Here is a 24,790-nt window from a genome sequence, read left to right as displayed (position 1 = left end):
TTTCGTGACCGTCACCTCGGCGTCACGGCCCGGCCCCAGGATGCGGGGCATGACGACGATCGACCTCGTCTACTTCAACGCCGGCGGCGGCCATCGGGCCGCGGTGCAGGCGCTGCAGGAGACGGCGAAGGAGCAGGGCCGGCCGTGGACGCTGCGCCCGGTGAACCTGGTGCGCGTGCTGGACCCGGGCGCGAGCTTCCAGCGCCTGACCGGCTTCGAGCCCGAGGACTACTACAACCTGCGCCTGCGCCGCGGCTGGACCGCCGGGCTGGCGCACGAGCTCAAGCTGCTGCAGGGGCTGATTCGCCTGGCGCACCGGCCGATGCTCGCGGCGCTGCGCCGCCACTGGCTTCAGAGCCGTCCCGACCTGGTGGTCTCGGTCGTGCCCAACTTCAACCGTGTGCTCGCCGAGTCGGTGCAGGCGGCCTGGCAGGGCCTGCCCTTCGCCACCGTGATGACCGACCTGGCCGACCACCCGCCGCGGTTCTGGATCGAGCCGCGTGTCGAGCAGCACCTGGTCTGCGGCACCCCGCGGGCGGCCGAGCAGGCGCGTGCCGCCGGCGTGCCGGCGTCGCGGCTGCACCACGTCTCGGGCATGGTGCTGCGCCCGGCCTTCCACCGTCCGGCCACCGGCGACCGGCGCGCCGACCGCGCCGCGCTCGGCCTGGACCCCGACCGGCCGGTGGCCGCGGTGATGTTCGGCGGCCACGGCTCGCGCCAGATGCTGAAGATCGCGCGCGCGCTGGGCGAGGTGCAACTGGTGCTGCTGTGCGGCCACAACGCCGCGCTGCAGGCCGAGCTGGCGGCAATGCGGCGCGCGGCACCGCACGTCGCGCTGGGTTTCACGCAGAACGTGCCGCGTGTGCTGCAGCTGGCCGACGTCTTCGTCGGCAAGCCGGGCCCGGGGTCGATCAGCGAGGCGGTGCAGCTCGGCCTGCCGGTGCTGACGCTGGAGAACGGCTCGACGCTGCCGCAGGAGCGCTACAACGTCCAGTGGCTGCGTGAACTGGGCCTGGGACTGGCGGTGGGCTCGGTGCGCGAGCTGCCGGCCGCGATGGCCGAACTGCTGCAGCGCCTGCCGCAGTACCAGGCGCGGGTGCGCTGGGTCGACAACCGCGCGGCGGCCGAGGTGCTGGAGGTCTTCGACGAACTGCTGCGCGGCCGCAGCGCTCCGTCGCGGCACGGCCTGGGCGAGGCCGAGGCCGTGGCGGCCTGAGCGCCGCAGGGCGCCGCTTCAGGCCACCGGCTCGGCCTCCGGCAGGGACTCGGCCGCTGCCGGCATCGCCGCCACCGGCAGGGTGCGCCGCCCGCCGCGCACGATCTCCAGCCGGCCGTCGGCGTGTTCGACGAGGGCCGTCAGGCTCTCGACCCAGTCGCCGTCGTTGCAGTAGAGAACGCCGTCGATCGTGCGGATCTCGGCGTGGTGGATGTGGCCGCAGACGACGCCGTGCGCGCCGCGGCGGCGCGCCTCGTGCGCGAGCACGGTCTCGAAGTCGTCGATGTAGCTGACGGCGCGTTTGACCTTGTGTTTCAGGTAGCCCGACAGGCTCCAGTACGGCAGGCCGAAGTGCGAGCGCGCGCGGTTGAACCAGCGGTTGAGCTCCAGCGCCAGCGTGTAGGCGGCGTCGCCGACGTGCGCCAGCCAGCGCGCGTGCTGCACGATGCCGTCGAACAGGTCGCCGTGCGTCACCCAGAGCACGCGGCCGTCGGCGGTCTCGTGCAGGCATTCCTCCAGCACCTCGACGCCGCCGAAGTTCAGCTCGGCGTAGCGGCGCGCGAAGCCGTCGTGGTTGCCGGGCACGAAGACGACACGCGTGCCCTTGCGCGCCTTGCGCAGGATCTTCTGCACGACGTCGTTGTGCGCCTGCGGCCAGTACCAGCTGCGTTTGAGCTGCCAGCCGTCGACGATGTCGCCGACGAGGTACAGCGTGTCGCACTCCAGGTCGCGCAGGAAGGCCAGCAGCGCCTGCGCCTGACAGCCGGGCGTGCCGAGGTGGATGTCGGAGATCCAGGCCGTGCGCACCCGCAGCGGCGCGCCGTCCGCGGCGCCGTCTCGGGCGTCGGGCGGGGAGGGAGGCGCCGTCTGCATGGACCGGCATCGTCGCCGGCCGGCGTGACGCGGTGGTGACGGTCGGTGCACCGTGCCGCCTTCGGCTTCGGCGGTCCGCGGCCGCAGCACCGGCGGCGTGCGCAAGTCTCGCGGCCGCTCGCAGGGGCGCCGCCGCTCAGATGGGTGTAGCCGTAGAGGCCGGCGGGCACGTTCAGCGGCGCAGCGCGACCAGGCCGCCCAGCGCCAGCCCGACGGCGAAGCTGCCGTAGACCAGCGACAGGCTGGGGCGCGAGAGCCGGTGCTCGAATCCCGGCGTCAGCCGCCGCGGCACCAGCTGCAGGTCGACGACGGCGGCCATCGCGGTGACGGCGGCGGCGTCAGCCATCGCGTTGAGCGGCGTCGGCCGGCGGCGGCGGGCGCGGATCAGGTCATAGACCGCGGCCCACAGCATCGACGATGCGACGTGGATCACGGTGCCGGTGGCGGCGTGGCGCAGCGAGGGCCCGTCCGCGTGCAGCGCGCGGCGCGGCCAGAGCCAGTGGCTGATCGCGTTCAGCGGCGCCGCCGGCGTGCTGTCCCGGCGGCCGCGCCAGACCAGTGCCACGGTCGACAGGGCGGCGGCCAGCAGGCCGTCGGTGAGGGTGTCGCGCGCATGGCTGCGCGGCGCCAGCGAGATCGTCGTTGTCATCGGTCGCTCCGTCGCCGTTTGCCCGGGGCGGCGGTATGCCGATTGCCCGGCCGGCTGGCCGCTTTCGGCAAGCGCTGTTCCCATGCGAATCCTCCTCACCGGCAGCAGCGGCTTCATCGGCTCGCACTTGCGCGACGCGCTGCGCGCACACGGTCACGAGGTGGTCTGCGCCGGCCGGCGCCCCGACGGCAGTGGCTGCGCCTTCGTCGCGGCCGACTTCGCCGCCGCGCCGCCGCGCTGGAGCGAGCACCTGGCCGGCCTGGACGCCGTCGTCAACACCGTCGGCATCTTCCGCGAGACCCCGGGCGCGCGTTTCGCCGACCTGCACGTCACCGGCCCGGTGGCCTTGTTCGAAGCCTGCGCCGCGGCCGGCGTGCGCCGCGTCGTGCAGGTCTCGGCGCTGGGCGCCGACGACGAAGCCGAGAGCGGCTTTCACCGCAGCAAACACGCCGCCGACCAGCGGCTGCTGGCGCTGCCGCTGGACGCCTGCGTGGTGATGCCGTCGCTGGTCTTCGGCGCGGGCGGCGCCAGCAGCGCGGCCTTCCTCGCCTGGGCCTCGCTGCCCGTGCTCGCGCTGCCGGCGGGCGGCCGGCAGGCGATCCAGCCGGTGCACGTGGACGACGTCGTCGCGGCGCTGCTGGCGCTGCTGCAGGCGCCAGCCGGGCGCTGGCGTGGCCGGCGCATCGCGCTCGTCGGGCCCGAGCCGACGACGCTGGCGGCCTATCTGCAAGGCCTGCGCGCCGGGCTGGGTCTGGCGCCCGCACGCGCACTCACGGTGCCGGCGCCGCTGATGGCGGCCGTCGCCGCAGCCGGCACCGGGCTGCTCGACCGTGACGCGTGGCGCATGCTGCAGCGCGGCAACACGGCCGACGCCCAGGACGTCTCGACGCTGATCGGCGGCCCGCCGCGGCCGGTGGCGGCGTTCATCCCGCGGACGCTGGCACCGGCACTGCGCACGACGGCCGAGGCCGGCTGGACGGTGCCGCTGCTGCGCGTGGCGCTGGCGCTGCTGTGGCTGCTGACGGCCTGGGTGTCGCTGTTCGTCTTCCCGCGTGACGAGAGCCTGGCGCTGCTGGCGCGCAGCGGCGTGCCCGAGGCGCTTCGGCTGCCGGCGCTGTTCGCCGCCGCGGGGCTGGACGCGGGGTTCGGCGTTGCGACGCTGTGGCCCGGCCGCCACCGCCGGCTGTGGGCGCTGCAGGCGGCGCTGGTGCTGGGCTACACCGCCGTCATCAGCGTCGCGCTGCCCGAGTTCTGGGCCCATCCGTACGGGCCGCTGACGAAAAACCTGCCGATCCTCGCGCTGCTGGCGCTGCTGTGGGCGCGCGACCGCTGATGGACTACCTGGTCGCCAAGTGGCTGCACGTGCTGTCGTCGACGCTGCTGTTCGGCGCCGGCGTGGGCTCGGCGTTCCACCTGCTGCTGGCCAGCCTGTCGGGGCGCACGGTGGCGGCGGCGCTCGTCGCGCGCCAGGTCGTCTGGGCCGACTGGCTGTTCACCGCGACCACGGTCGTGTTCCAGCCGCTGAGCGGCTGGTACCTGCTGCAGGTGCTGCAGCTGCCCTGGTCCACGCCCTGGGTTCGCGACGCGACCCTGCTTTACGCGCTGGCGGTGGCCTGCTGGCTGCCGGTCGCCGTGCTGCAGATGCGCATGCGCCGCCTGGCCGAAGCCGCGTCTGCAGCCGCCGCGCCGCTGCCCGCGGCTTACCGGCGCTGCCTGCTCGCCTGGGTGGCGCTGGGCGTGCCGGCTTTCACCGCCTTCGTCGCGGTGTTCTGGCTGATGGTCGCCAAGCCGGCCTGATCGGAGTCAGAGCGGACGGCCCAGGCGCTTCTCGAGCTGGCGGCGCTCCCACTCCGGGCCGAGGAAACGTTTGGGGCCCCACAGGCTCGCCGCCTGGACCAGCAGCGCGATGCCCCAGCCCAGCGCCGGCCAGACCACCCAGAGGTACTGCGGCACGGTCAGCAGGTTGATGACCAGCAGCATCAGGATGACGGCGGCGTAGGTCGTCAACTGGCTGTAGAAGTCGCGCAGCCGGCGCACGTGGCGCAAGGCCAGGCGTTCCTCGGCGCTGAGGCTCGCGCCGTCGGGGGCCATCGCCGGGGTGGCGGGTGGGGTCAGGGGCTCGGCTGCCATCGTGGTCTCCGGATCGGGCGCCGGCGTCTGGGCCGGCATGAGGACGGAAAAGTCGATCTCGAAGACCGACGCCAGCGATTTCAGGGTTTCCGCGCTGGCCGGCTGGCCGCGCTCGATGCGCTGGATGGTGCGCACGCTCAGGCCGCTCAGTTCGGCGAGCTGCTGTTGCGACCAGCCGCGTTGGATCCTCAGTTTCTGAACCAGCATCGTGTGTTCCTGCAATCGACGGCCTCAGCTTGCCCGGCGCGGCGGTCCGGCGCGACGCCAGCACCCCGACAGGCGGCGACAGCGAGGCGACAGTGGCACGACAGCACCCCTTCATGGTGCACCGCCGCCGGCGGCGATGATGCCGCAGCACGGCGCCGGCCGCGGGAGGCGGGCGCTTTGATCGGTCGCAAAACCCCTGGGGCGGGTGGGCGCCTAATCGCCCTGCCGGCCGCCCTGGCGGCGGTGCGGCGCCCTCACGTCAGGAGATCCAGAATGACCGCTGCGCCGAACTCGTCGATCATCAGGGCCGTCGTGCGCGAGATCCTGCCCCGCACGGGGCTGGCCTATCTCGATGGTGACGACCAACGCGAATGGACCGTCACCAAGAGCACGCCAGGCGCCGATTTCGAGCACCTGAGCCCGGGCGACCGGGTGGAACTGTGCGTCGAACGCCACGACGCCTGGCTGTTCGTCTCCGGCTACGCCGAACTCGAGCACTGAAATCCCGGCCTCCGGCCGGGACATCCCGCCGCCAGCAGGCGGCCAGGCGCGCCGGCGGCGCCGCGCTTCAGCCGACGTCCAGCACCCGCAGCCGCATGCCGTCGGCCGGCAGCGCGGGCAGGCGTGACATGCGCAGCGTCGTCACCTGGGGCGGCAGCAGCAGGCGCATGCGCAGCAGGCGCTGCAGCGCCATCAGCATCAGTCGCAGCGCGATCTCCTCGCCGGGACAGCGGTGGCCGCCGGCGATGTCGCCGCCGCCCTGCGCCAGAAATTCGTAAGGTCCGGGCCGGCGCTGCAGCCAGCGCTCGGGCAGGAAGGCCTGCGGCTCGCGCCAGGCGCGCGGGTCGTGGTGCGTGCCGTGGACGTCCAGCAGCACGCGGCGCCCCGCCGGGAAGTGCAGGCCGCACCAGTCGAAGTCGGCCCGCACGCGGGCGGCGATCGCCGGGAAGAAGGGATAGTGCCGGCGGACCTCGTCGATGAACGGGCGGCGCAGCTCGCCGCCCTCGGGCATGAGCAGCGCCGCACGGCAGGCCGGGAAGCGCTGCAGCGCGTGGGCGACGAAGGTGATCCAGACCGAGACCGCGACCACCGGCCGCAGCAGGTTCAGCAGCTCGACGGCCGCCGTGTGCGCCGGCAGCGGCCGGCCGTCGAGGTCGCGGTAGGCCACGATAACCTGCGCCGGGCTGCCCGGCGGCAGCGCCGCGCGCCCGGCGCGTGCATCTTCGACGACGCCCGCGAGCCAGATCTCGGTGCGCCGGCGCGCCCAGCGGGCCTGCAGATGCCCCAGCGGCCCCGCGGCCGCGGAGTCGAACAGCGCCGTCAGCTGGCGCGTGCGGCGTCCGGCCTCGGGCTCGGGCAGTGGCACGCCGGCCCAGCGACAGGCCGCACGCGCCAGCAGCGGCTGCACCGCGCGGTACAGCGTCACCGGCCGCTGCGCCGCGACCCACTGCGCGGCGGCACGGTCCCACTCCTGGGCGGCGATGTCGACCAGCGCCTGCACGCTGGCGGGCTCGGTGAGCCCGACGAGCAGGGCCTTGCGCACGCGGTGCGCGGCACCGTCGAGCGTCTGCACGCCGTCGCGCCCGAAGAGCGTGGCCTTCAGCGGCTCGGGTGCGGCGCCGGCACGCACGAAGCGGCGTTCGTCGTAGAACAGCTCGGCGGCCAGCGGGCCGGACAGGCAGATCACCGGCCGCAGCGCCAGCCGGGTCTGGAAGACGTCGGCACCCAGGGCCGCACAGCCGCGCGCGATGAAGCGGTAGGGGTCGGCGAGCCAGGCCAGCGTGTGATCGAAGCCGGGCAGGCGCGGCAGCGGCGAGGCGGCGCCGAGGGCGCCGGGGCGGGGCAGGACGTGCGGCATCGAGGTTCCCGGCAGAGGTTGGCGCGCCCGCCCGGCAAGCGCCGTGCGCGCCATGGCTCAGCGCGAGCCGCGGTCCGGCCTGGACGGCGGCTCGCCGCGCACCTCGGCCTGCACGGAACGCCGCCCTTCGCGCCGGGCGCGCATGACCTTGCGGTACTGGTACAGGCCGAAAACCAGCGCGATCAGCAGCGTGATCGCGAACAGGGCGGGGACGATGCCGAATTCCATGGGGCTCTCCTGCGGGGGGGTCAGGCCCGCAGCGACGGCAAGCCCGGTGCCCGTCAGGCGTCGCGCAGCGCGGCTTCGCCGATCGGCAGCCAGCGCAGCAGCTGCGCGTACAGGCGCTCGGCGGCCACCGGCTTGGCGAGATGGTCGTTCATGCCGGCGGCCATGCAGGCGTCGCGGTCCTCGCCGAAGGCGTTGGCGGTCATCGCGATGATCGGCACGCGCACGCCGCCAGGCTGGGCGCGGATCTCGCGCGTGGCCTGCAGTCCGTCGAGCACCGGCATCTGCACGTCCATCAGGATCGCCGCGTAGGGCGCCGTCGCGGCACGTTCGACGGCCTGGCGGCCGTCGGTGGCCAGGTCGACGACCAGGCCGGCGCAGACCAGCAGATCCTCGGCGACGAGCTGGTTGATCTCGTTGTCCTCGGCCACCAGCACGCGCTGGCCGGCGTGGCGCTGTCGCACCAGAGCCTCGAGGTCATCGCCGGGCGCCGGGCCGGGCAGGGCGTCCGCCGCCGGCTCCAGCCGGACCTCGACGTCGAAACGGCTGCCCTGGCCCGGCACGCTGTGCACGCCGATGCGGCCCTCCATCTGCTCGACGAGGTGGCGGCAGATCGCCAGCCCCAGCCCGCTGCCGCCGTAGCGCCGCGTGGTCGAGCTGTCGGCCTGCTCGAACGGGTCGAACAGCTGCGCCAGGCGCTCGGGCTCGATGCCGATGCCGGTGTCGCTGACCTCCAGCCGCAGCCGCGGTGCGGCCGGGTCGCGCAGGTCGACGCTGCAGCCCAGGCGGACCTCGCCGCGCTCGGTGAACTTGACCGCATTGCCCAGCAGGTTCAGCAGCAGCTGTGCGAGACGCGTCGGGTCGCCGCGCAGGCGAATGCCGGTGTCGCGGTTGTCGAGCACCAGCCGCAGCTGCTTGGACGCCGCGAGGTCGGCCACCAGGCCGCGGGCGCGCTCCAGCAGCTCGTCGAGCGCGAAGTCCACGCGTTCGAGCGTCAGCTTGCCCGACTCGATCTTGGACAGGTCCAGCACGTCGTTGACCAGCGACAGCAGGTGGTCGACGGCGCGCACGATGACCGACAGCGAACGCTGCTGCGCCGGCGTGGCCTCGCGCTGCAGCAGGTGCACCATGCCGGTGATGGCGTTGAGCGGGGTGCGGATCTCGTGGCTCATGTTGGCCAGGAACGCGGTCTTGGCGCGGCTCGCGTCCTCGGCCTTGCGCGTGCGTTCCTCGACCAGGGCCTCCAGGTGGTGCCGGTGGCGCTCGAGCTCGGCGACGATGCGCCGGCGCTCGGTGGTGTCGCGCAGCAGACCGAGCACCGCCGGGCGCCCGTGGTGTTCGAAGCGTGCGGCGCGCAGCTCCATCCAGACCCGCTGGCCGCAGCGGTGCAGCAGCGCGACCTCGTACTGGCGCTCGGGCTCGGGCGAGGGCGGCGCCATGCGCTGGCGGTAACGCTGCTCCCAGATCGCGTGCGACTCGGGTGCGACGACCTCGTCGAAGCCGCGGCCCTCGAAGGCCGCGCGATCCCAGCCGAGCATCGCCGCCAGCGCCGGGTTGACGAAGACGAAACGCCGGTCCTGGGCGACGAACAGCCCGTCGTCGAGCGAGCCGACGATGGTGCGGTTGAAGGCCTCGCTCTGCGCCAGGGCGCGCGTCGCGCGGGCGGCGTCGCGGCGCTGCCTCAGGTCTTGCAGGCAGCGTTCGATCGCCGGGACCAGGCGCGCCATGCGGTCCTTCAGCACGAAGTCGGCGACGCCGCGGCGCAGCAGATCCACGGCGAGCTCCTCGCCCACGGTCCCGGTGACCAGGATGACCGGGACCTCCGGCAGGCGCGCCCGGACCTCGGCCAGCGTGGCGTCGAAGTCCAGCCCGGGCAGCGAATGGTCGGCCAGCACGATCTGCCAGCCGCCTTCGCCCAGCGCGTGGCGTACCGCCTCGGGCGAGGCCGCGCGGCGGCAGTCCGCACCCATGCCGTGCTGGCGCAGCAGGCGCCGCACGAGCTCGTAGTCGGTCTCGAGGTCCTCGATGATCAGGATGCGGTCCGCCGTGCCGGCGGGCTGCGGCGTCGCTTGCTCCATCTCAGTCCCGGGTGGGCGGCTCGTTGGTGGCCAGCCAGTACACGCCCAGGCTGGCGACACGCTCGGCGAACTCGCCGAAGTCCACCGGCTTGCGCACGAAGCTGTTGGCGCCGCCTTCGTAGGAGGCCATGCGGTCGGCATCCTCGTCGCTGGAGGTCAGCACGACGATGGGCAGCAGGCGCGTGCGGGGGTCGGCACGCAGCCGGCCCAGCACCTCCAGCCCGGTCAGCCGCGGCAGGCCGATGTCCAGCAGCACGACGGTGGGCAGCGCGGGGCCGGCGCGCCCGGCGAACTCGCCTTGGCAAAAGAGGTAGTCCAGTGCCTGCTGGCCGTCGCGCACGACGTCGATGCGGTTGGCCACGCGCGCGCGCCCCAAGGCGCGCAGCGTCAGCATCTCGTCCTGCGGGTTGTCCTCCACCAGCAGGATCACGCGCTCGTTCATGCGGTCGCTCCTTCGTTGCCCGCTGTCCGCGGCCGCTCGGGGAGCGTGAAGCGGAACCTGGCGCCCCCGCCCGGGCTGCCTTCGGCCTCGATGCGCCCGCCGTGGCGGTGGACGATGCGCTGCACCGTGGCCAGTCCGATGCCCAGACCCGGGAACTCGTCCTGCCGGTGCAGCCGCGCGAAGGCCTTGAACAGCCGGCCCGCGTGCGCCATGTCGAAGCCGGCGCCATTGTCCTCCACGCAGAACCAGCGCAGGCCGTCATCGAGGGTCGCGTACACGCGGATGCGGGCCCCGGTGCGCCCGGCGGTGTACTTCCAGGCGTTGCCCAGGAGGTTGTTGACCAGCGCTGCCAGCATGCGCCGGTCGCCCTGCGCGACGAGGCCGGGCTCGACCTCGATCCCGACCTCGCGGGCGGGGTCGGCGCGGCGCAGGTCGGCCACCGTCAGCGCGGCCAGCGCCGACAGGTCCACCGGCGCCACCGACAGCGCCCCGCGCACCGTGCGCGACAGGGTCAGCAGGCCCTCGACGAGCTCACCCATGCGCTGGCCGGCGAGCACGATCTGGTCCAGATAGCCCCGGGCCTGGGGGGCGAGCGCGGGGCCGTGGTCCTCGATCAGCGCCTGCGAGAAACCGGTCATCGCGCGCAACGGGGCGCGCAGGTCGTGCGAGACGGCGTAGGCGAAGGCGTCGAGCTCGGCGTTGGCGGCCTGCAGCTCGGCGGTGCGCGCGGCCACGCGCGCCTCGAGCTGGGCGTTCAGTTCACGCAGCGCCGCCTGCGCCTGGCGCTGCTCGGTGATGTCGTGCAGCACCACCTGCACGCCGCGGCCTTCGGCGAGCGCGAGCCCCATCGCGGTCGACTCGACCTCTGCGACGCTGCCGTCCAGGCGCAGGATGCGATGCTCCAGGGTCGGTGTCGGCGCGCCGCCAGGCTGCAGCGCGGCCTGCTGGCGCTGGCGCAGCGTGGCCAGCGCCCCGTCGTCGGGATGGAACAGCTCGGCGCTGCCGCGCCCGACCAGTGCCTGGGCGTGCGGCACGCCGAACAGGCGCAGGCAGGCCTCGTTGGCGATCAGCAGCCGGTCCTCGACCGCGAGATAGATCGCCACGGGCGCATTGCGGAACAGGGTCTCGTAGCGTGCGGTGGCGAGCTGCTGCTGCTCGAGCCGGCGCGACAGCTCGTCGTGCAGGCGGCGCAGCGCGTGCGCGACCTGCGCCACCTCGTCCTCGCGCCCGAGCGGGATCGCGGCGAACTGCGGCGGCTGGTCGTGCACGACACGCAGCGCCGCGGCCGACAGTTCGCCGATCGGCCGCGCCACGCGGGCCGCCAGCCAGATGCTCAGCACGATGAACGCCAGCGTGCCGACCATGCCCTGCAGCAGCAGCCGGCGCGACATCTCGACGGCCGGGCGCAGGGCGAGCTCGGCCGGCTGGCGCAGCAGCACCGTCAGCCCCGCGGCGCCGCCGTCGCCGGGCCCGCGCACCCAGTCGCCGAGGTACTCGCCTTCGCCGGGCCAGGTCGACAGGGCCGGGGCGCTGCCGGGTGCGGGGCGCAACGGCGGCGGCCGGTCCAGCCAGGCCGGCGGGCCCAGCAGCACGCGGCCGTCGCGGTCGAGCACCGCGCTCTCGAGCCCGCTGCCGGCCGCCAGGTCGCCCTCGAGCCCCTGGTGCAGGCCGTGCAGCCATTGCCAGCGCAGGCGCGCGACGAGCACCCCGATGTGGCGCCCGCTCATGTCGGTCAGCGGCAGCCCCATGTCGACGAGCTGGGTCGCCTGGCCGTCCTCCAGCCCCAGGCTGGCGGTCAGCGCGCCAGCCGGGCGCCGGCCGCCGATCCATGGCCCGCGGCCTGCGGGCCCGAACCAGGGTTCGGCGTGCAGGTCGGCGCCTTCGAGCAGCGCGTTCGTCGCCACCTGCACCCGGCCGTCGGGCGCGACGATCGCCAGCCAGGCGAAGGCCGGCTGCTGCGCGCGCAGGCCTTCGAGCAGCAGCCGCGCGTCGCCCGGCTCGAACAGCCCGCTGGCCAGCAGCGGCTGCTCGGCGGTGGCCTGCAGCTGCTCCAGGCGCTGGCGCAGCGCGCCGTCAAGCACGCGCGCCAGCAGCAGCGCCTCGCGGCGCATCGACTGGCCTTGCTGCTCCACGAGCTGGGCCCGCTGCACGATGCCGACGAGGGCCGCCGTCAGCAGCGCCAGCGCCAGGCCGCTGCCCCCGAGCAGCAGCGCGAAGCGCGCGCGCAGGCTGCGCCGCGGGTCCAGCCAGCGTGGCAGCGTCAGCCTCACTTGAGGAGGCCGGCGGCCCGCATCTCGCGTTCGGCGGCCGCCTGCGACGCCTGCAGTGCCTGCTCGACGGTGCTGCGGCCCGTCAGCGCGGCGGCGATCTGCTGGCCGACGGCCGTGCCGATGGCCTGGAACTCGGGGATCGCCGCGTACTGGATGCCGCGGTAGGGGCTGCGCGGCAGCGTCGGGTCGTCCGGATCGGCGCTGTCGATCGCCTTGCGTTCGGCCGCGGCGAAGCCGCCCGCGACGCGCTGGAACTCGGGGTTCTCGTAGGTCGAGCGCCGGGTGCCGGTGGGCACCGCGCCCCAGCCGCGTTCGCGTGCGACGAGCTCGATGTAGGCGCGCGAGGTGGCCCAGCTCACGAAGCGGCGCGCCTGCTGCGGATGTGATCCCGTCGTCGGCACCGCCAGCGACCAGGTCCACAGCCAGTTCGCCCCTTTGGCGGTGACGGCGCGCGGTGCCTGGGCGAAGCCGACGCGGCCGGCGACGCGGCTGGTCGCGGGGTCGCTGAGGAAGCCGGCGGCGATCGTCGCGTCGACCCACAGCGCGCAGCGGCCGGCGCGAAACAGCGTCAGCAGCTCGTTGTAGCCGTTGGCCGCCGAGCCCGGCGGCCCGAAGCGCCGCAGCATCTCGACATACAGCGACACCGCGTCGCGCCAGGGCTTGCTGTCGAGCTGCGGACGCCAGTTCATGTCGGCCCACTGGCCGCCGAAGGCGTTGGCCATCGTCATCACCAGCGCCAGGTTCTCGCCCCAGCCGGGCTTGCCGCGCAGGCAGATGCCGTAGACGCCGGCGGCCGGGTCGTGCAGGCGTTCGGCGGCGTCGCGCACCTGGCGCCAGGTGGGGCGTTCGGGCAGCGCGATGCCGGCACGTTCGGCGAGGTCGCGCCGGTAGTAGAGCATCGAGCTCTCGCCGTAGAACGGCGCGGCATAGAGGCGGCCTTGGTGCGTCAGTCCGGCGCGGATGGCCGGCAGCAGGTCCTCGATCTCGTAGTCCGCGGGGGGGTCGATCGGCCGCAGCCAGCCGCGCGGCGCCCACAGCTGCGTCTCGTACATGCCGATGGTCAGCACGTCGTAACGCGAGCTGCCGCGCGCGATGTCGGTGGACACGCGCTGGCGCAGCGCCGTCTCCTCCAGCGTCACCCAGCGCACGCGGATTTCGGGGTTGGCGCGTTCGAAATGCGGCGTCAGGCGCTGCATCTCGATCATGTGCTCGTTGTTGACGGTGGCGACGACGATCTCGGTGACGGCCGACGCCGGAGCCGCCAGCGCGGCGAGCCAGCAAACCAGGCCCTGGAGCAAGCGCCTCATCGATCCTCCCCGGTCGGCGGCTGGAACCGCCTGTCGGCGTGCATGTTCGCGTGTCCGGGCGCGCTCGGCAATGGCCGCCGGCCGCGGAGCGCCCCAGCGTGCGAGCAGAACCGGCGGGGTGCCGCGGCGGGCCGGGTACCCGGCTTGCCCGTGGCCGTTCAGCCCGCACCCGGCGGGCGCCGATTGCAGTGCGAGGCAGCCATGACGACGAGCGGCCGCGTCCCGACCGACGCGATGGTGGATCTGATGTCCGGCGGCGACGAGGCCGAGGCGCTGTTCGAAGCCTGGCTCGCCGAAGGGCCTCCGCGCGGGCCGCTGCCGCCGGTGCGCGTGGTGAACACGCCGCCGGACGACGCCGCCGACGCCGTGCCCGATCCGGGCCCCGCGGTCTGGCGCGAGCCGCTGCCCCGGCCTTCGCGGCCGCGCTGAACCCTCAGCGCTCGAGCGCGCCGAGCGCGCGCAGCACGTCCCAGCAGGCCCCCATGTCGTGGTAGTCGGTCTTGCCGGCGGGGCTCTTCTCGTCGGTCAGCCTGCGGTTGTCCGGGCCGAGGATGCGATACCAGGCGCCGTGCTCGTGGTCGACGAAATGGCGCCAGACGTAGGCCCAGATGCGGTCGTACCAGCCCCAGAAGCGCTTGTCGCCCAGGCGCACGGCCAGCCAGGCCGCCGCGGCCAGGCTCTCGGCCTGCACCCAGTGGTACTTGTCACCGTCGCAGACGCCGCGGTCGGGGCCGAAGCCGTAGACCAGGCCGCCGTGCTGCGCGTCCCAGCCGTGCGCCAGCGCGGTGTCGAACCAGCGCGCCGCGGTCTCGGCCAGCCAGGCCGGCGCGCGCTCACCCAGGCGGGCGTCGAGCTGCAGCAGCAGCTTGGCCCATTCGGTCAGGTGCCCGGTCTGGAAACCCCAGGGACGGAAGATGTTGCTGCGATCGAAGCGGTTGTAGTCCCAGTCGATCGTCCACGGGACGTCGCCCTCGCGTCGCCAGTGCTCCCAGATCAGCCCGTGGCCGCAGGCGGCCAGGCGCTGGGTGACGGCGTGCGCGAGCCCGAGCGCACGTTGGAGGTGGCGGCGATCGCCGGTGGCCTCGTGCGCGGCGAGCATCGCCTCGCAGGCATGCATGTTGGCGTTCTGGCCGCGGTAGGGCGCCAGCCGCCAGCCGGCGTCGGCCTCGTCGGCATAGAGCCCGGCGGCCGGCTCCCAGAAGCGCCGCTCCATCAGCGCCACCGTGTCGTCCAGGCCGGCGCGGGCTTCGTCGACACCGGCCATCAGCGCGTGCGCGTGCGCCAGCAGCACGAAGGCCAGGCCATAGCAGTGATTCGTCGGGTCGGTGAGCTGCGCGCGGCCTTCGTGCCAGTCCAGCGTCCAGGCGTAGCCGCCGTCGGCCTTGCGGTGCGCCTCGTGCAGGAAACGCAGGCCGTGTCGCACCCGCTCGCGCTCGGCCGGGCTGCCGAAGTGGCGCGCGGCGAGCGCGTGCACGACGACGAAACGCGTGCTGCTGACGAGGTGGCGCGTGCGCCGGTCGTAGACCGTGCCGTCGTCGCGGAAGAAGTGGAAGAAACCGCCCGTGGGGTCGGTCGCACGGCCGGCGTAGAAGGCCAGCGTGTCGCGCACGTGGGCGCGCAGGAACTCGGGCGAACGGAAGTCGGGCCGCGCGCGGCCGTCGGGCGCGTCGGGTTCGGTCTCGGACATCGGCAGACTCTGGCGGCGAGGACGCGCAACGATACGACGGCGCTGCGGCGCTGCGGTGCTGTGAAGAGGCGCCCCCTCAGCCCGCGGGCGACACCGGCAAGCTGTCGTCCAGCCGCGCGTGCAGGGCTTTCAGGATGCCCAGCGCGTCGGCGAGTTCGGCCGCCGGAAGGCCCGCGGCCAGCCGCGCGTCCCAGGCCGCCTGCAGCGCCGAGGCGCTGGCGTGAAGGCGCTGCCCGGCGGCGCCCGGACCGTAGCGCGGCGAGCGCCGGTGGCGCGGGTTGGGCTGCGCGCCGAGCAGGCCGTCGGCGGCCAGCAGGTCGAGCTGCTTCTGCACGCCCTGGCGCGTGAGGCCCAGGGTCGCGGCGAGCTGCGGCGCCGACTGCGGCTCTCCGGCGCGCACGATGGCGTCGAGCAGCTGCCAGCGCGCGCCGGTCAGCCCCAGTGGCGCGAGCAGGGTGTGCGCACGGGCCAGCCGGCGCGCCTGCAGGCGCTGCGCTGCCGTCATCAGGTCTGATACGGATGCGGCGGGGCTGCTGCGGATCTGCTTCATCGTGGTGCCTGGAAGAATGGCAACCAGTTTCCATTGTTGACAGCTGGTGGTCAAGTCTGCCCCACGCTCGGGCGCGTCGGCGGGCCGGCTTTGCGCCGGCGCAGTTCATGGCCGGTGCAGCCTCGAATCGATTCAACTTTTCACTCGAACTGACGATACGCGGGCATGGCCGCCGCCGTGCCGGGCGGCCCCGACTCAGCACCGATCGTCAGAACCCATGCTTCGTTTCCTCCGACGCTTCACGCTTCGCACCCGACTGCTGGCCTCGATGGCCGTTCTGACCGCCGCGCTCCTGGGCCTGGGCGCCTGGGGGGTGGTGGAGAACCGGATCGTCACGCAACGCACCGCGGCGCTGTTCGACAGCGCCCAGCAGGGCTCGGACGCCGTCTCGCGGCTGCGCGAGTCGCTCGCCAACCTGCGCCGGCTGCAGGCCGACGCCATCGCCTCGGGCGCCAATCCGGTGGAAGTCGAGCGCATCGTCGCGTTGTGGAAGGCGGAGGCCGAGCGCGTGAAGCAGCTCGACGCCGACCTCGCGCGCATCGACGCCGGCAACACGACGATCGAGGCGCTCGTCAAGCAGCAGCTCGGCCAGCTGCAGCAGTACACCGAGATCGTCGGCCCGCTGCTGGACAAGCTGCAGTCGGCGGTGCTGGACAGCGCCGGCGCGCTGGCCTACGCGGAGGCGGCCGAGGAGCACGTCACCGCGCTGCGCACGACGGCCGACGCGATGCTCAAGGCCAGCCAGTCGCGCCAGGCCACGATCCGCGAGGAACTCGCCGACGCCGCCACGCTGGCCGCCAACCTGCGCCTGGCGCTGACGGTGCTGGCCGTCGTCGTGCTGCTGCCGGCGCTGTGGCTGACGCTGCGTTCGGTCTGCGAGCCGCTGCAGGCGGCCGTCGCGGCGGCCGACCGCATCGCGCGTGGCGACCTCGGCGAGGACCTGGCCACCGAGGGCCGCGACGAGACCGCGACGCTGCTGCGTTCGCTGCAGCAGATGCAGCTCGCACTGCGCCGCCTGGTGGGCCAGGTGCGCGAGTCGGCGGAGTCGATCCAGACCGCCAGCGGCGAGGTCGCCGCGGGCAACGCCGACCTCAGCCAGCGCACCGAGGAGCAGGCCAGCAACCTGCAGCAGACGGCCTCGTCGATGGAGATGCTGACCGACTCGGTGCGCCACAACGCCGACTCCGCGCAGCGCGCCAACGAACTCGCCAGCGACGCGGCCGGTGCCGCCGCGCAGGGCGGCAAGGTGGTGGGCCATGCGGTGACGACGATGCACGACATCGCCGCGTCGTCGCAGAAGATCGCCGAGATCATCTCGGTCATCGACGGCATCGCGTTCCAGACCAACATCCTGGCGCTCAACGCCGCGGTCGAGGCCGCGCGTGCCGGCGAACAGGGCCGCGGCTTCGCGGTGGTGGCCGGCGAGGTGCGCTCGCTGGCGCAGCGCTCGGCCGAGGCGGCGCGCGAGATCAAGACCCTGATCACCGCCAGCGTCGAACGCGTCGAGGCCGGCACGCGCCAGGTCAGCGATGCCGGCCAGGCGATGCAGGAGATCGTCGGCAAGGTCGAGCGCGTCAGCCAGCTGATCCACGACATCTCCGGGGCGACGACGGCGCAGTCGCGCGACATCGGCCAGGTCGGCGACGCCGTCGGCCAGCTCGACCGCGTGACGCAGCAGAACGCCGCGCTGGTGGAGCAGAGCGCCGCGGCCGCCGAGAGCCTGCGCGCCCAGGCCTCGCGGCTGGCCGAGGTGGTGGGCGTGTTCCGCGTCTGAGCTGCGCGGGGCTTGAGCTCCGTCAGTCCGGCGTCGATTCGTCGCGGCCCGGCCCGCGCGCCGGTCCCGGGTTTGCTTGCAGGCCGGTCATGCATGCGCATGCCACTGCCTTTGTCGGACTCGCGACACCCGCCGCTGTCCCGGCCGCGCCCCCGGCGGGCTTCGTGCCGCGACGGCTCGCCCGCGGCCAGGTGCTGTGCGCCCCCGGCGACGGCCGCAACCTCGTCTTCTGCGTCGCCAGCGGCCGCTTGCGCGTGCATCTGAGCGGCACCAACCGCGAGCTGACGCTGGCCTTCCTCGAGCCGGGCGACGTCTATTCGACGCATTCGCCGGCCTGGGTGACGGCCGCCGCGGCGGCCACCGTGTGGACCATCGACACGCGCGCCTTCCTGCACCGCCTGTCCGAAGACCCGGCGCTGCTGCCGCCGGTGATGGCGGTGCTGGGGCGGCTGCTGACGGGCGCCGTCGGCCTCGTCGAGGACCTCGCCTTCCGCGAGGTGCCGGCACGGCTCGCGCGTTTCGTCCTCGGGCTGGTGCAGCGCCGCGGCGAGCCCTGCGGCGAAGGCTGGCGCGTGCCGCTGGATCTCAGCCTGGAGGACATCGCCAGCCTGCTGGGCAGCACGCGCCAGACGGTGTCCGCGCTGGTCAGCCAGTGGCAGCGCGAGGGCGTGCTCGAGCGCCGCGGCCGGCGCTGCCTGCGCATCCCGTCGGCGCACGCGCTGCAGGCGCTGGAGCGCGTCGCCGGCCGGTGCGAACCGGCCGGAACGTCGCCTGGACGACGGACGCGGCGCCCGCGCGCGCCGCACAGTGCCACCGTGTACGTCCCACCCGGAGCCGAGTCCCGTGAGCCAATCCCCCTGTGACGACTGCCGCAAGACCGACCGCTACGTCAGCTTCGCCGGCATCGACTGCGCCGGCAACGCCCGGCGCATCATCGAGATCATCGACACCCATCTCGCGGTGCCGGGGCGGCGCGACCGCTTCTGGGACTACTTCGACCGCAAGCGCCATGGCGGCTCGGGCCCGCGGCCCGACGACCTGTTCCTCGTGCATTCGCACCTGAACCAGATCCGCGAGTACTTCGAGGCCTGGGCCGACGAGCCGGCGATCGCGCTGCTCGACCGCGTCGAGGAGGAATGCTGCTGACCCGCCGCGTCGAGCCTGCGTGGACATCTGCACGGTGATCCGGGCGTTCATCTTGAAACACTCTAAATACTAGAAAAGCAAAATCCGATTCCTTGAGCTGCCATTGCTGAATCCGTTGCAGTTCGTGGAAAGGATGTCTCCGTGCTCTCAGTGCTCGACCGATGGTCCCTGTCGCGCAAGCTGACGCTGATCGGCGTGCTCGCGTTCGCGCTGCTCGTCGTTCCCGGCACGCTGGCGCTGAACTCGGCGCTCGCGGAGGTCCGCCATGCCCGCCACGAACTGGACGGGCTCGCGCCGGCCAAGGCGCTGATTCAGATGGCGCGTCTGACCGCGCAGCATCGCGGTCTGTCCAACGGGGCGCTCGGCGGCAATGCCGAGGCCGAGGCGCAGCGCGCCAGCCTGGGCACGAAGATCGATGCCGCCGCGGCCTTGGCACGCGACGCGGTCGCCGGGCTGGGCCAGCCGGTGCTGGCCGAGCGCCTGGACCGGCTGCTCGCCGCGGAGCGTGAACTGGGCGAGGCGGTGGCCGCGCGTCGCATCGACGCGCAGTCCAGCTTCGAGCGCCACACGGCGCTCGTGGCCCGGCAACTGGATCTGCTCTACGACGTGACGGCGGAGTCGCAGATCGTGCTGCACCCGGTGGCGTCGGGCTACTTCCTGCAGGACGCGACGCTGAACCATCTGCCACAGCTGTCCGAACTGCTGGGCCAGCTGCGCGGCGCCGGCATGGGGCTGCTGGTGCGCGGCGAGGCCAGCCCGGCCCAGCGCACGCGGCTGTCGGGGCTCGTCGAGCGCGTGCGTGGCGTGGAGGGCGAACTCGCGCGCGCCCTGGCGCACGCGACCGAGGCCGACCCGGCGCTGGCGCAGGCGCTGGGCGCAGCGAGCCGCGAAGCGCACGAGGCCGTCGTCCAGGGGCTCGAGTTCGTGGCGCGCGAGGTGGTCGACGCACCGACGCTGGACCATCCCAGCGCCGACTGGTGGAAGCGCACGACCGAGGTCATCGACCTGCAGTACAAGCTCGGCGAGCAGGCGGTGGGCGCGCTGCAGTCCGAGCTGCAGCATGACGCGGACACGCGCCTGACCCGGCTGGGCTGGGCGATGGCGCTGCTGCTCCTGCTGGGCACGACCACCGCCTGGCTGATGTGGCAGATCGCGCGCCGCAGCGCACGATCGCTGGAGACGGCGATCGAGGCCGCCCACGCGGTGGCCGCGGGCGACCTCGGCCGCAGCCTGCCGCTGCCGCCGGAGAACGCGCGCGACGAAGGCCAGCGCATGCTGCGCGCGATGCACGCGATGTGCACGCAGCTCGTCGGCCTTGTCGGCACGGTGCGTGACAACGCGGCGCAGATCGCCACCGCCAGCAGCGAGATCGCCAACGGCAACGCCGACCTGAGCGCACGCACCGAGCAGCAGGCCAGCAGCCTGCAGCAGACCGCGGCGAGCATGGAGCAGATGACGGCCACCGTCGCCCAGACCTCCGAGCACGCCCACCAGGCCAGCCGCATGGCAAGCGCGGCCGCCGAAGCCGCGGGCCGCGGCGGCGAGGTCGTGCAGCGCGTGGCCTCGACGATGGCCGAGATCGAGGCCGGCTCGCGCCGCATCGGCGACATCGTCGGCACGATCGACTCGATCGCCTTCCAGACCAACATCCTGGCGCTGAACGCGGCCGTGGAGGCGGCGCGCGCCGGCGAGCACGGCCGCGGTTTCGCCGTCGTCGCCTCCGAGGTGCGCGCGCTGTCGCAGCGCAGCGCCGAGGCGGCGCGCCAGGTGCGCGCGCTGATCGCGGGCAGCAGCACGGCGGTGCAGGCAGGCGGCACGCTGGCACGTTCGGCCGGCGAGGACATGCAGGCCATCGTCGAGCAGGTGCGCCGTGTCGCGGCCCTCATCGCCGAGATCACCGCCGCCAGCGGCGAGCAGACCGAGGGCATCGGCCAGGTCAATGCCGCCGTCGGCGACCTGGACCGCACGACGCAGCAGAACGCCGCGCTGGTGGAACAAAGTGCCGCCGCCGCCGAGAGCCTGCGCCAGCAGGCGGCGCGGCTCGCGCAGGCCGTCGGCGCCTTCCGGCTCGAACGCGGCTGAGCGGCTGACGGCTGCCCCGCGCGCGGGCAGCGGGCATCCCCCTTGCCCCAAGCGTGCATGCCGACGCGCCGGTCCCGTCCCGCACGTGCCCGACCTGCACGGTGCCTCCCCGTGTCCACGGGGGTGCCGGAGTTGCCGTGAACACCCGGGCGGCGCGTGCGCGGCCGCTGCGCGTGCATCTGCGCCGGCTGGTCTGGTGGTGCATGTTGCCGGCGGGCCTGCTGGCCGTGGCGCTGGGCGTGCACGGGATCGACGGCGCGCGCGACGCGCGGGACCGGCAGGCGCAGGCACTGGCCGCGGGCATGGCCGCCGGCGTCGACCTGCACCTCGGCGCCCGCGTCGGCGCTCTCGGCGTGCTCGCCGAATCGGTACGTGCCGAAGCCGGCCAGGCCGGGCAGTACCGGGCGGCGTCGGCATTCCGCGAGGCTTTCGGCGGCCAGGTCGCGCTCAGCGACGCCGACCGCCGGCTCGTCTTCCACACCCTGCGGCCACTGGGCAGCAGCTTGCCGCCGATGTCCGAGCCGGCGCGCGCGCTGGCCCGCCGTGCGCTGGAGCAGCGCCGGGCGATCGTGGGCGACGCCTACCAGGGCAGCGTCTCCGGGCGCCAGGTGGTCGCCGTCGTCGTGCCGGTGACCGCCGCAGCGGCCGGCCCGGCGACGCTGCTGTGGTCGACGCTGGACCCGCATGAACTGGCGGCCTGGCTGGGCACCGCGGCGATGCCCGAGGGCGCCGCGGCCGCGTTGCTCGACAGCCACGGCCGGCTGCTCGCCGGGGCCGCCGTGGCCGCGGCCGACGGCGACGGGAACCGTTTCGTCGGCCGCAGCACGATGTCCGGCTGGAGCGTCGTCGTCGCCGTCGACCCCGCGGCCGAACGCGAGATGCTCGCCACCGCGCTGCGCTGGCTGGCGCTGGCGCTGGCGGCCGCGGCGGGCAGCGGCCTGCTTGGCGCTGCCCTGGCCAGCCGCCCGCTGTCGCGCGGGCTGGACGCGCTGGCCGAACGCCGCGCGCCGCCGGACACGACGCCGATCGCCGAGATCGAAGCCGCGCGTGGCCGGCTGGAGGAAGCCGAGCAGTCGCGCTCGCAGGCGCTCGCCGAGGTCGACGAGCACCGCGCCCTGCTGCGCCGGGTGGTCGACAGCATGAACGACATCGTCGTGCTCACCGACGCCGAGCGCCGCATCCGCCTCGTCAACCGCGCGTTCACACAGCGTTTCGGCTACCGCGCCGAGGAGGCGCTCGGGCGCACGACGCAGTTCCTCTACGCCGACCCGCGGGACTACGAGAGGCTCGCCGCCGAGCGCCTGCCCGAAGATCGGCCGTCCTCCGGCCCCACCTACGAGATGCGCTACCGCCGCCGCGACGGCGGCAGCTTCTGGGCCGAGACCGACGCCGTGCGCCTGAGCGGCGAGGACGGCCGCAGCACCGGCATGCTGGGCGTGATGCGCGACATCTCGCTGCGCCGCCGCGCCGAGAAGCGGCTGCGCCAGTCGGCCGCGCTGCTGTCGGCCTTCGTCGAACACGCGCCGCACAGCATCGCGCTGTTCGACCGGGAGATGGTCTGCCTGGCGGCCAGCGCACGCTGGCGGCGCGACTTCGGCGTCGGGCCCGAGGTCGTCGGGCGATCGCACTACGAGGTCTTCCCCGACCTGCCGCCGGGATGGCGCGACGTGCACGCGCAGGCGCTCGAAGGCCGGCCGCAGGCCAGCGAGCGCGAGCTGTGGCGGCGCGCCGACGGCTCGTGCATGTGGCTGTCCTGGGCCGTCGTGCCCTGGCGCGGCGAGGACGGCGGCGTCGGCGGCTTGATCATCTCGACCGAGGACATCACCGTGCGTGTCGCCTCGGCCGAGGCGCTGCGCGAGAGCACCGAGCGCTTCGAACGCGTGTTCCGGCACAGCCCGATCGCGATCGCCATCGCCGGCAGCCGCGACGGGCTGATGGTCGACGTCAACCCGGCGTTCGAGGCGCTGCTGGGCTGGCGCCGCGACGAGCTCATCGGCCGCAGCAGCCTGGAGCTGGGCATCTGGGCCGTGGGCGAGGAACGCGACGCGGTCGTGCAGCGTGTGCTCGCCGAGGGCTCGGTGCAGCTGGAGACGCGCTGGCGCTCGCGTGAGGGCGCCGTCGTCGACGTGGTGTTCTCCGGTGCCCGGGTGGAGATCGACGGCGTGCCGCACCTCGTCGGCATGGCCGCCGACATCCGCGAGCAGAAGGCCGCGCGCGCGGCACTGGAGCGCCAGCAGGAGGAACTGGAGAGCCAGGTGGGGCACCGCACCGCCGAACTCGAGGCGATGCAGGTGGAGCTGGCGCGGCGCGCGCAGCAGGCCGAGGCCGCCAACCGCGCCAAGAGTGCCTTCCTGGCCAACATGAGCCACGAGATCCGCACGCCGATGAACGCCATCCTCGGCATGGCGCACCTGCTGGCGCGCGAGATCACCGAGCCGCGCCAGCGCGAGCGCCTGGCCAAGATCGGCGACGCCGGCGAGCACCTGCTGCAGGTCATCAACGACATCCTCGACCTGTCCAAGATCGAGGCCGGCAAGATGGTGCTGGAGCACACCGAGTTCGCGCTCGACGCGCTCCTCGCACGCTGCTTCGAGATCGTCGGCGAGCGTGCCAGCGCCAAGGGGCTGGAGCTGGTGCTCGACACCGACCGGGTGCCGCCGCGGCTGCGTGGCGACCCGACGCGGCTGTCGCAGGCGCTGATCAACCTGCTGTCCAACGCCATCAAGTTCACCGAACACGGTTGGGTGGGCCTGCGCACCGAGCTGATCGTGGACGAGGGCGAGCGCCTGCTGGTGCGCTTCGAGGTGCGCGATACCGGCGAGGGCATCACGCCGGAGCGCCAGGCGCAGCTCTTCCATGCCTTCGAGCAGGCCGACGCCTCGAGCACGCGGCGCCACGGCGGCACCGGCCTGGGGCTGGCACTGACGCGCCACATCGCCGAGCTGATGGGCGGCGAGGCCGGCGTTCAGAGCACGCCCGGCGCTGGCAGCCGCTTCTGGTTCAGCGCCTGGCTGGCGCGCCTGCCCGAGCCCGACGCGCCGCAGGCCTCGGTGGCCACGTCGCCCGCGCTGGCGGGCCTGAGGGCGCTGCTCGTCGACGACCTGCTGGAGGCGCGCGTGGTGATCGCCGAGCGGCTGCAGCGCATGGGGCTGGAGGTCGACGCGGTCGACGGTGGCGAGGCGGCGCTGGCCCAGGCGCGCCGCCGGCTCGAGGCCGGCGGCGGCTACGACCTGGCGCTCGTCGACTGGTTGATGGCGCCGATGGACGGGCTGGAGACCACGCGCCGGCTGGCCGCGCTGCTGGGGCCGCGCATGCCGCCGACGGTGCTCGTCACCGCGGCCGACGACCCCGGCGTCGCGGCGCTCGCGGTGGCCGCCGGCTGCGTGGCGGTGCTCGCCAAGCCGGTGACGCCCTCGGTGCTGCTGGACACCGTGCTGCGCCTCGTGCGCCATCGCGGCGTGCCGGCCGAACGCGTGCTGCCGCCGCCGACCGGCGCCGAGCGCAGGCTGCGTGCCGCGTACGCCGGCCAGCGTGTGCTGCTGGCCGAGGACAACCCGATCAACCAGGAGGTCGCCGAGGAGCTGCTGCGCGCCGTCGGGCTGGTCGTGGACACCGCGGCCGACGGCCGCGAGGCGGTCGATCGGGCACTGGCCGGCGGCCATGCGCTGGTGCTGATGGACCTGCAGATGCCCGGGCTCGACGGCTTCGCGGCGACACGCGAGATCCGCGCTCGGCTAGGGCCGGGGCTGCCGATCGTCGCGATGACGGCCAACGCCTTCGACGAGGACCGCGAGCTGTGCCTGCAGGCCGGCATGAACGACCACGTGCCCAAGCCGGTGAGCCCGGAGAACCTGTACACGACGCTGCTGCGCTGGCTGCCGCCGGCGGGGCACGCGGCCGAGGCGGTGCCGCCCGCCGGCGACACGCTGCTGCCGGCGCGGCTGGCCGGCGTGCCGGGGCTGGAGCTGCGCGGCACGCTGCAGCGCCTGGGCGGAAGCGTCGTGATGTTCGAGCGCCTGCTGCGGCGTTTCGTCGCCACCTACGGCGCCGGCGTGCCGGCGCTGGTGGCGGCGGCGCAGGCCGGCGACGCGGCCGGCTGCCGCGACGCCGCCCATTCGCTGCGAGGTGCGGTGGCCACCATCGGCGGTGCCGAGCTGGCGGCGCGCCTGGAGAGGCTGGAGCGCGCGCTGGGTGAACACGGCGTTGCGGCGGCCGAGCGCGACGAGGCGATCGCCTTCGACGCCGCGCTGCGCGAGTTCGTCGCGCGGGTGGGCGCGGCGCTGGCCTGATCGGCGG

The 24,790-nt window shown here is 74.1% G+C and carries 21 protein-coding genes; 10 read left to right on the top strand and 11 right to left on the bottom strand.

Features of this window, described 5'->3' with window-relative positions; genetic code table 11:
- Positions 1-49: 49 nt before the first annotated feature.
- On the top strand, positions 50-1,216 hold the full coding sequence (locus EV684_RS20850) for a glycosyltransferase (protein WP_132649269.1): 1,167 nt from the start codon (positions 50-52) through the stop codon (positions 1,214-1,216).
- 18 nt (positions 1,217-1,234) lie between these two features.
- On the opposite strand, the gene EV684_RS20845 is transcribed toward EV684_RS20850, so the two are convergent.
- Together EV684_RS20845 and EV684_RS20840 are read right to left on the bottom strand one after the other, a co-directional pair.
- Entirely contained in the window at positions 1,235-2,089 is an 855-nt protein-coding gene (locus EV684_RS20845) for a UDP-2,3-diacylglucosamine diphosphatase (protein ID WP_132649268.1), read from the bottom strand.
- Positions 2,090-2,261: 172 nt separating this feature from the next.
- Complete coding sequence (locus EV684_RS20840) at positions 2,262-2,738, bottom strand: hypothetical protein (RefSeq protein WP_132649267.1); 477 nt, start codon at positions 2,736-2,738, stop codon at positions 2,262-2,264.
- Between the two features lie 82 nt (positions 2,739-2,820).
- Between EV684_RS20840 and EV684_RS20835 the strand changes: the two genes are divergently transcribed.
- Both EV684_RS20835 and EV684_RS20830 read left to right on the top strand, forming a co-directional pair.
- On the top strand, positions 2,821-4,071 hold the full coding sequence (locus EV684_RS20835; RefSeq protein ID WP_132649266.1) for an SDR family oxidoreductase: 1,251 nt from the start codon (positions 2,821-2,823) through the stop codon (positions 4,069-4,071).
- Positions 4,071-4,535 carry a DUF2269 family protein gene (locus EV684_RS20830; protein WP_132649265.1) on the top strand — a complete coding sequence of 155 codons (465 nt, stop codon included), beginning with the start codon at positions 4,071-4,073 and terminating at the stop codon, positions 4,533-4,535. Before EV684_RS20835 ends, EV684_RS20830 begins: the two co-directional genes overlap by 1 nt.
- A 6-nt stretch (positions 4,536-4,541) precedes the next feature.
- Here EV684_RS20830 and EV684_RS20825 read toward each other — a convergent pair whose 3' ends face one another.
- Positions 4,542-5,075: a helix-turn-helix domain-containing protein gene (locus EV684_RS20825; protein ID WP_132649264.1), complete on the bottom strand. Its 534-nt coding sequence runs from the start codon at positions 5,073-5,075 to the stop codon at positions 4,542-4,544.
- A 273-nt stretch (positions 5,076-5,348) separates the two neighbouring features.
- Between EV684_RS20825 and EV684_RS20820 the strand changes: the two genes are divergently transcribed.
- Positions 5,349-5,576 carry a hypothetical protein gene (locus tag EV684_RS20820; protein ID WP_132649263.1) on the top strand — a complete coding sequence of 76 codons (228 nt, stop codon included), beginning with the start codon at positions 5,349-5,351 and terminating at the stop codon, positions 5,574-5,576.
- Positions 5,577-5,643: 67 nt separating this feature from the next.
- Here EV684_RS20820 and EV684_RS20815 read toward each other — a convergent pair whose 3' ends face one another.
- Genes EV684_RS20815 through EV684_RS20795 form a run of 6 tightly spaced genes read right to left on the bottom strand, consistent with a single transcriptional unit; the run spans position 5,644 to position 13,255 of the window.
- The gene (locus tag EV684_RS20815) at positions 5,644-6,933 is read right to left on the bottom strand and encodes a cytochrome P450 (protein WP_132649262.1); all 1,290 of its coding nucleotides are present in this window, start codon (positions 6,931-6,933) and stop codon (positions 5,644-5,646) included.
- A 57-nt stretch (positions 6,934-6,990) separates the two neighbouring features.
- A complete protein-coding gene (locus EV684_RS24095) occupies positions 6,991-7,161 on the bottom strand; it encodes a hypothetical protein (protein ID WP_165908553.1) in 171 nt (56 codons plus the stop codon).
- Positions 7,162-7,214: 53 nt separating this feature from the next.
- Positions 7,215-9,236 (bottom strand): response regulator, encoded by a 2,022-nt coding sequence (locus tag EV684_RS20810; RefSeq protein ID WP_132649261.1) that lies wholly within the window; start codon positions 9,234-9,236, stop codon positions 7,215-7,217.
- Position 9,237: 1 nt separating this feature from the next.
- Complete coding sequence (locus EV684_RS20805; RefSeq protein ID WP_132649260.1) at positions 9,238-9,678, bottom strand: response regulator; 441 nt, start codon at positions 9,676-9,678, stop codon at positions 9,238-9,240.
- Positions 9,675-11,948: a sensor histidine kinase gene (locus tag EV684_RS20800; protein WP_243651244.1), complete on the bottom strand. Its 2,274-nt coding sequence runs from the start codon at positions 11,946-11,948 to the stop codon at positions 9,675-9,677. The genes EV684_RS20805 and EV684_RS20800 overlap by 4 nt, the downstream gene beginning before the upstream one ends.
- Positions 11,945-13,255, bottom strand: coding sequence for an ABC transporter substrate-binding protein (locus EV684_RS20795; protein ID WP_132649259.1), 1,311 nt, complete (start codon positions 13,253-13,255; stop codon positions 11,945-11,947). The genes EV684_RS20800 and EV684_RS20795 overlap by 4 nt, the downstream gene beginning before the upstream one ends.
- Positions 13,256-13,456: 201 nt before the next feature.
- Here EV684_RS20795 and EV684_RS20790 point away from each other — a divergent pair, with 201 nt between their 5' ends.
- The gene (locus EV684_RS20790) at positions 13,457-13,684 is read left to right on the top strand and encodes a hypothetical protein (RefSeq protein ID WP_132649258.1); all 228 of its coding nucleotides are present in this window, start codon (positions 13,457-13,459) and stop codon (positions 13,682-13,684) included.
- Between the two features lie 4 nt (positions 13,685-13,688).
- Here EV684_RS20790 and EV684_RS20785 read toward each other — a convergent pair whose 3' ends face one another.
- Together EV684_RS20785 and EV684_RS20780 are read right to left on the bottom strand one after the other, a co-directional pair.
- On the bottom strand, positions 13,689-14,942 hold the full coding sequence (locus tag EV684_RS20785; protein ID WP_132649257.1) for an AGE family epimerase/isomerase: 1,254 nt from the start codon (positions 14,940-14,942) through the stop codon (positions 13,689-13,691).
- A gap of 76 nt (positions 14,943-15,018) precedes the next feature.
- Positions 15,019-15,492, bottom strand: a complete 474-nt coding sequence (locus EV684_RS20780; protein ID WP_132649256.1) for a MarR family winged helix-turn-helix transcriptional regulator — start codon at positions 15,490-15,492, stop codon at positions 15,019-15,021.
- Positions 15,493-15,760: 268 nt separating this feature from the next.
- On the opposite strand from EV684_RS20780, the gene EV684_RS24615 reads away from it, so the two are divergent.
- The 5 genes from EV684_RS24615 to EV684_RS20755 all read left to right on the top strand — a co-directional run bounded on the left by EV684_RS24615 (position 15,761) and on the right by EV684_RS20755 (position 24,783).
- Positions 15,761-17,266 (top strand): methyl-accepting chemotaxis protein, encoded by a 1,506-nt coding sequence (locus EV684_RS24615; RefSeq protein ID WP_132649255.1) that lies wholly within the window; start codon positions 15,761-15,763, stop codon positions 17,264-17,266.
- 164 nt (positions 17,267-17,430) lie between these two features.
- On the top strand, positions 17,431-18,129 hold the full coding sequence (locus tag EV684_RS20770; protein ID WP_243651243.1) for a Crp/Fnr family transcriptional regulator: 699 nt from the start codon (positions 17,431-17,433) through the stop codon (positions 18,127-18,129).
- Positions 18,110-18,412 carry a N(2)-fixation sustaining protein CowN gene (gene cowN, locus EV684_RS20765; protein ID WP_132649253.1) on the top strand — a complete coding sequence of 101 codons (303 nt, stop codon included), beginning with the start codon at positions 18,110-18,112 and terminating at the stop codon, positions 18,410-18,412. The genes EV684_RS20770 and cowN overlap by 20 nt, the downstream gene beginning before the upstream one ends.
- A 141-nt stretch (positions 18,413-18,553) precedes the next feature.
- A complete protein-coding gene (locus tag EV684_RS20760) occupies positions 18,554-20,494 on the top strand; it encodes a methyl-accepting chemotaxis protein (protein WP_243651241.1) in 1,941 nt (646 codons plus the stop codon).
- Positions 20,495-20,631: 137 nt separating this feature from the next.
- Complete coding sequence (locus EV684_RS20755; RefSeq protein ID WP_132649252.1) at positions 20,632-24,783, top strand: PAS domain S-box protein; 4,152 nt, start codon at positions 20,632-20,634, stop codon at positions 24,781-24,783.
- The last annotated feature ends 7 nt before the right edge of the window (positions 24,784-24,790 follow it).

The organism is Rubrivivax gelatinosus (assembly GCF_004340905.1).
GTDB lineage: Bacteria > Pseudomonadota > Gammaproteobacteria > Burkholderiales > Burkholderiaceae_C > Rubrivivax > Rubrivivax gelatinosus.
This window is presented reverse-complemented; position numbering and strand designations above follow the sequence as displayed.

What these genes read in the sequence shown, in the direction of transcription:
- EV684_RS20850 (WP_132649269.1), top strand. Translation starts at nt 50, where the DNA reads ATGACGACGATCGACCTCGTCTACTTCAACGCCGGCGGCGGCCATCGG.
- EV684_RS20845 (WP_132649268.1), bottom strand. Translation starts at nt 2,089, where the DNA reads ATGCAGACGGCGCCTCCCTCCCCGCCCGACGCCCGAGACGGCGCCGCG.
- EV684_RS20840 (WP_132649267.1), bottom strand. Translation starts at nt 2,738, where the DNA reads ATGACAACGACGATCTCGCTGGCGCCGCGCAGCCATGCGCGCGACACC.
- EV684_RS20835 (WP_132649266.1), top strand. Translation starts at nt 2,821, where the DNA reads ATGCGAATCCTCCTCACCGGCAGCAGCGGCTTCATCGGCTCGCACTTG.
- EV684_RS20830 (WP_132649265.1), top strand. Translation starts at nt 4,071, where the DNA reads ATGGACTACCTGGTCGCCAAGTGGCTGCACGTGCTGTCGTCGACGCTG.
- EV684_RS20825 (WP_132649264.1), bottom strand. Translation starts at nt 5,075, where the DNA reads ATGCTGGTTCAGAAACTGAGGATCCAACGCGGCTGGTCGCAACAGCAG.
- EV684_RS20820 (WP_132649263.1), top strand. Translation starts at nt 5,349, where the DNA reads ATGACCGCTGCGCCGAACTCGTCGATCATCAGGGCCGTCGTGCGCGAG.
- EV684_RS20815 (WP_132649262.1), bottom strand. Translation starts at nt 6,933, where the DNA reads ATGCCGCACGTCCTGCCCCGCCCCGGCGCCCTCGGCGCCGCCTCGCCG.
- EV684_RS24095 (WP_165908553.1), bottom strand. Translation starts at nt 7,161, where the DNA reads ATGGAATTCGGCATCGTCCCCGCCCTGTTCGCGATCACGCTGCTGATC.
- EV684_RS20810 (WP_132649261.1), bottom strand. Translation starts at nt 9,236, where the DNA reads ATGGAGCAAGCGACGCCGCAGCCCGCCGGCACGGCGGACCGCATCCTG.
- EV684_RS20805 (WP_132649260.1), bottom strand. Translation starts at nt 9,678, where the DNA reads ATGAACGAGCGCGTGATCCTGCTGGTGGAGGACAACCCGCAGGACGAG.
- EV684_RS20795 (WP_132649259.1), bottom strand. Translation starts at nt 13,255, where the DNA reads ATGAGGCGCTTGCTCCAGGGCCTGGTTTGCTGGCTCGCCGCGCTGGCG.
- EV684_RS20790 (WP_132649258.1), top strand. Translation starts at nt 13,457, where the DNA reads ATGACGACGAGCGGCCGCGTCCCGACCGACGCGATGGTGGATCTGATG.
- EV684_RS20785 (WP_132649257.1), bottom strand. Translation starts at nt 14,942, where the DNA reads ATGTCCGAGACCGAACCCGACGCGCCCGACGGCCGCGCGCGGCCCGAC.
- EV684_RS20780 (WP_132649256.1), bottom strand. Translation starts at nt 15,492, where the DNA reads ATGAAGCAGATCCGCAGCAGCCCCGCCGCATCCGTATCAGACCTGATG.
- EV684_RS24615 (WP_132649255.1), top strand. Translation starts at nt 15,761, where the DNA reads ATGGCCGTTCTGACCGCCGCGCTCCTGGGCCTGGGCGCCTGGGGGGTG.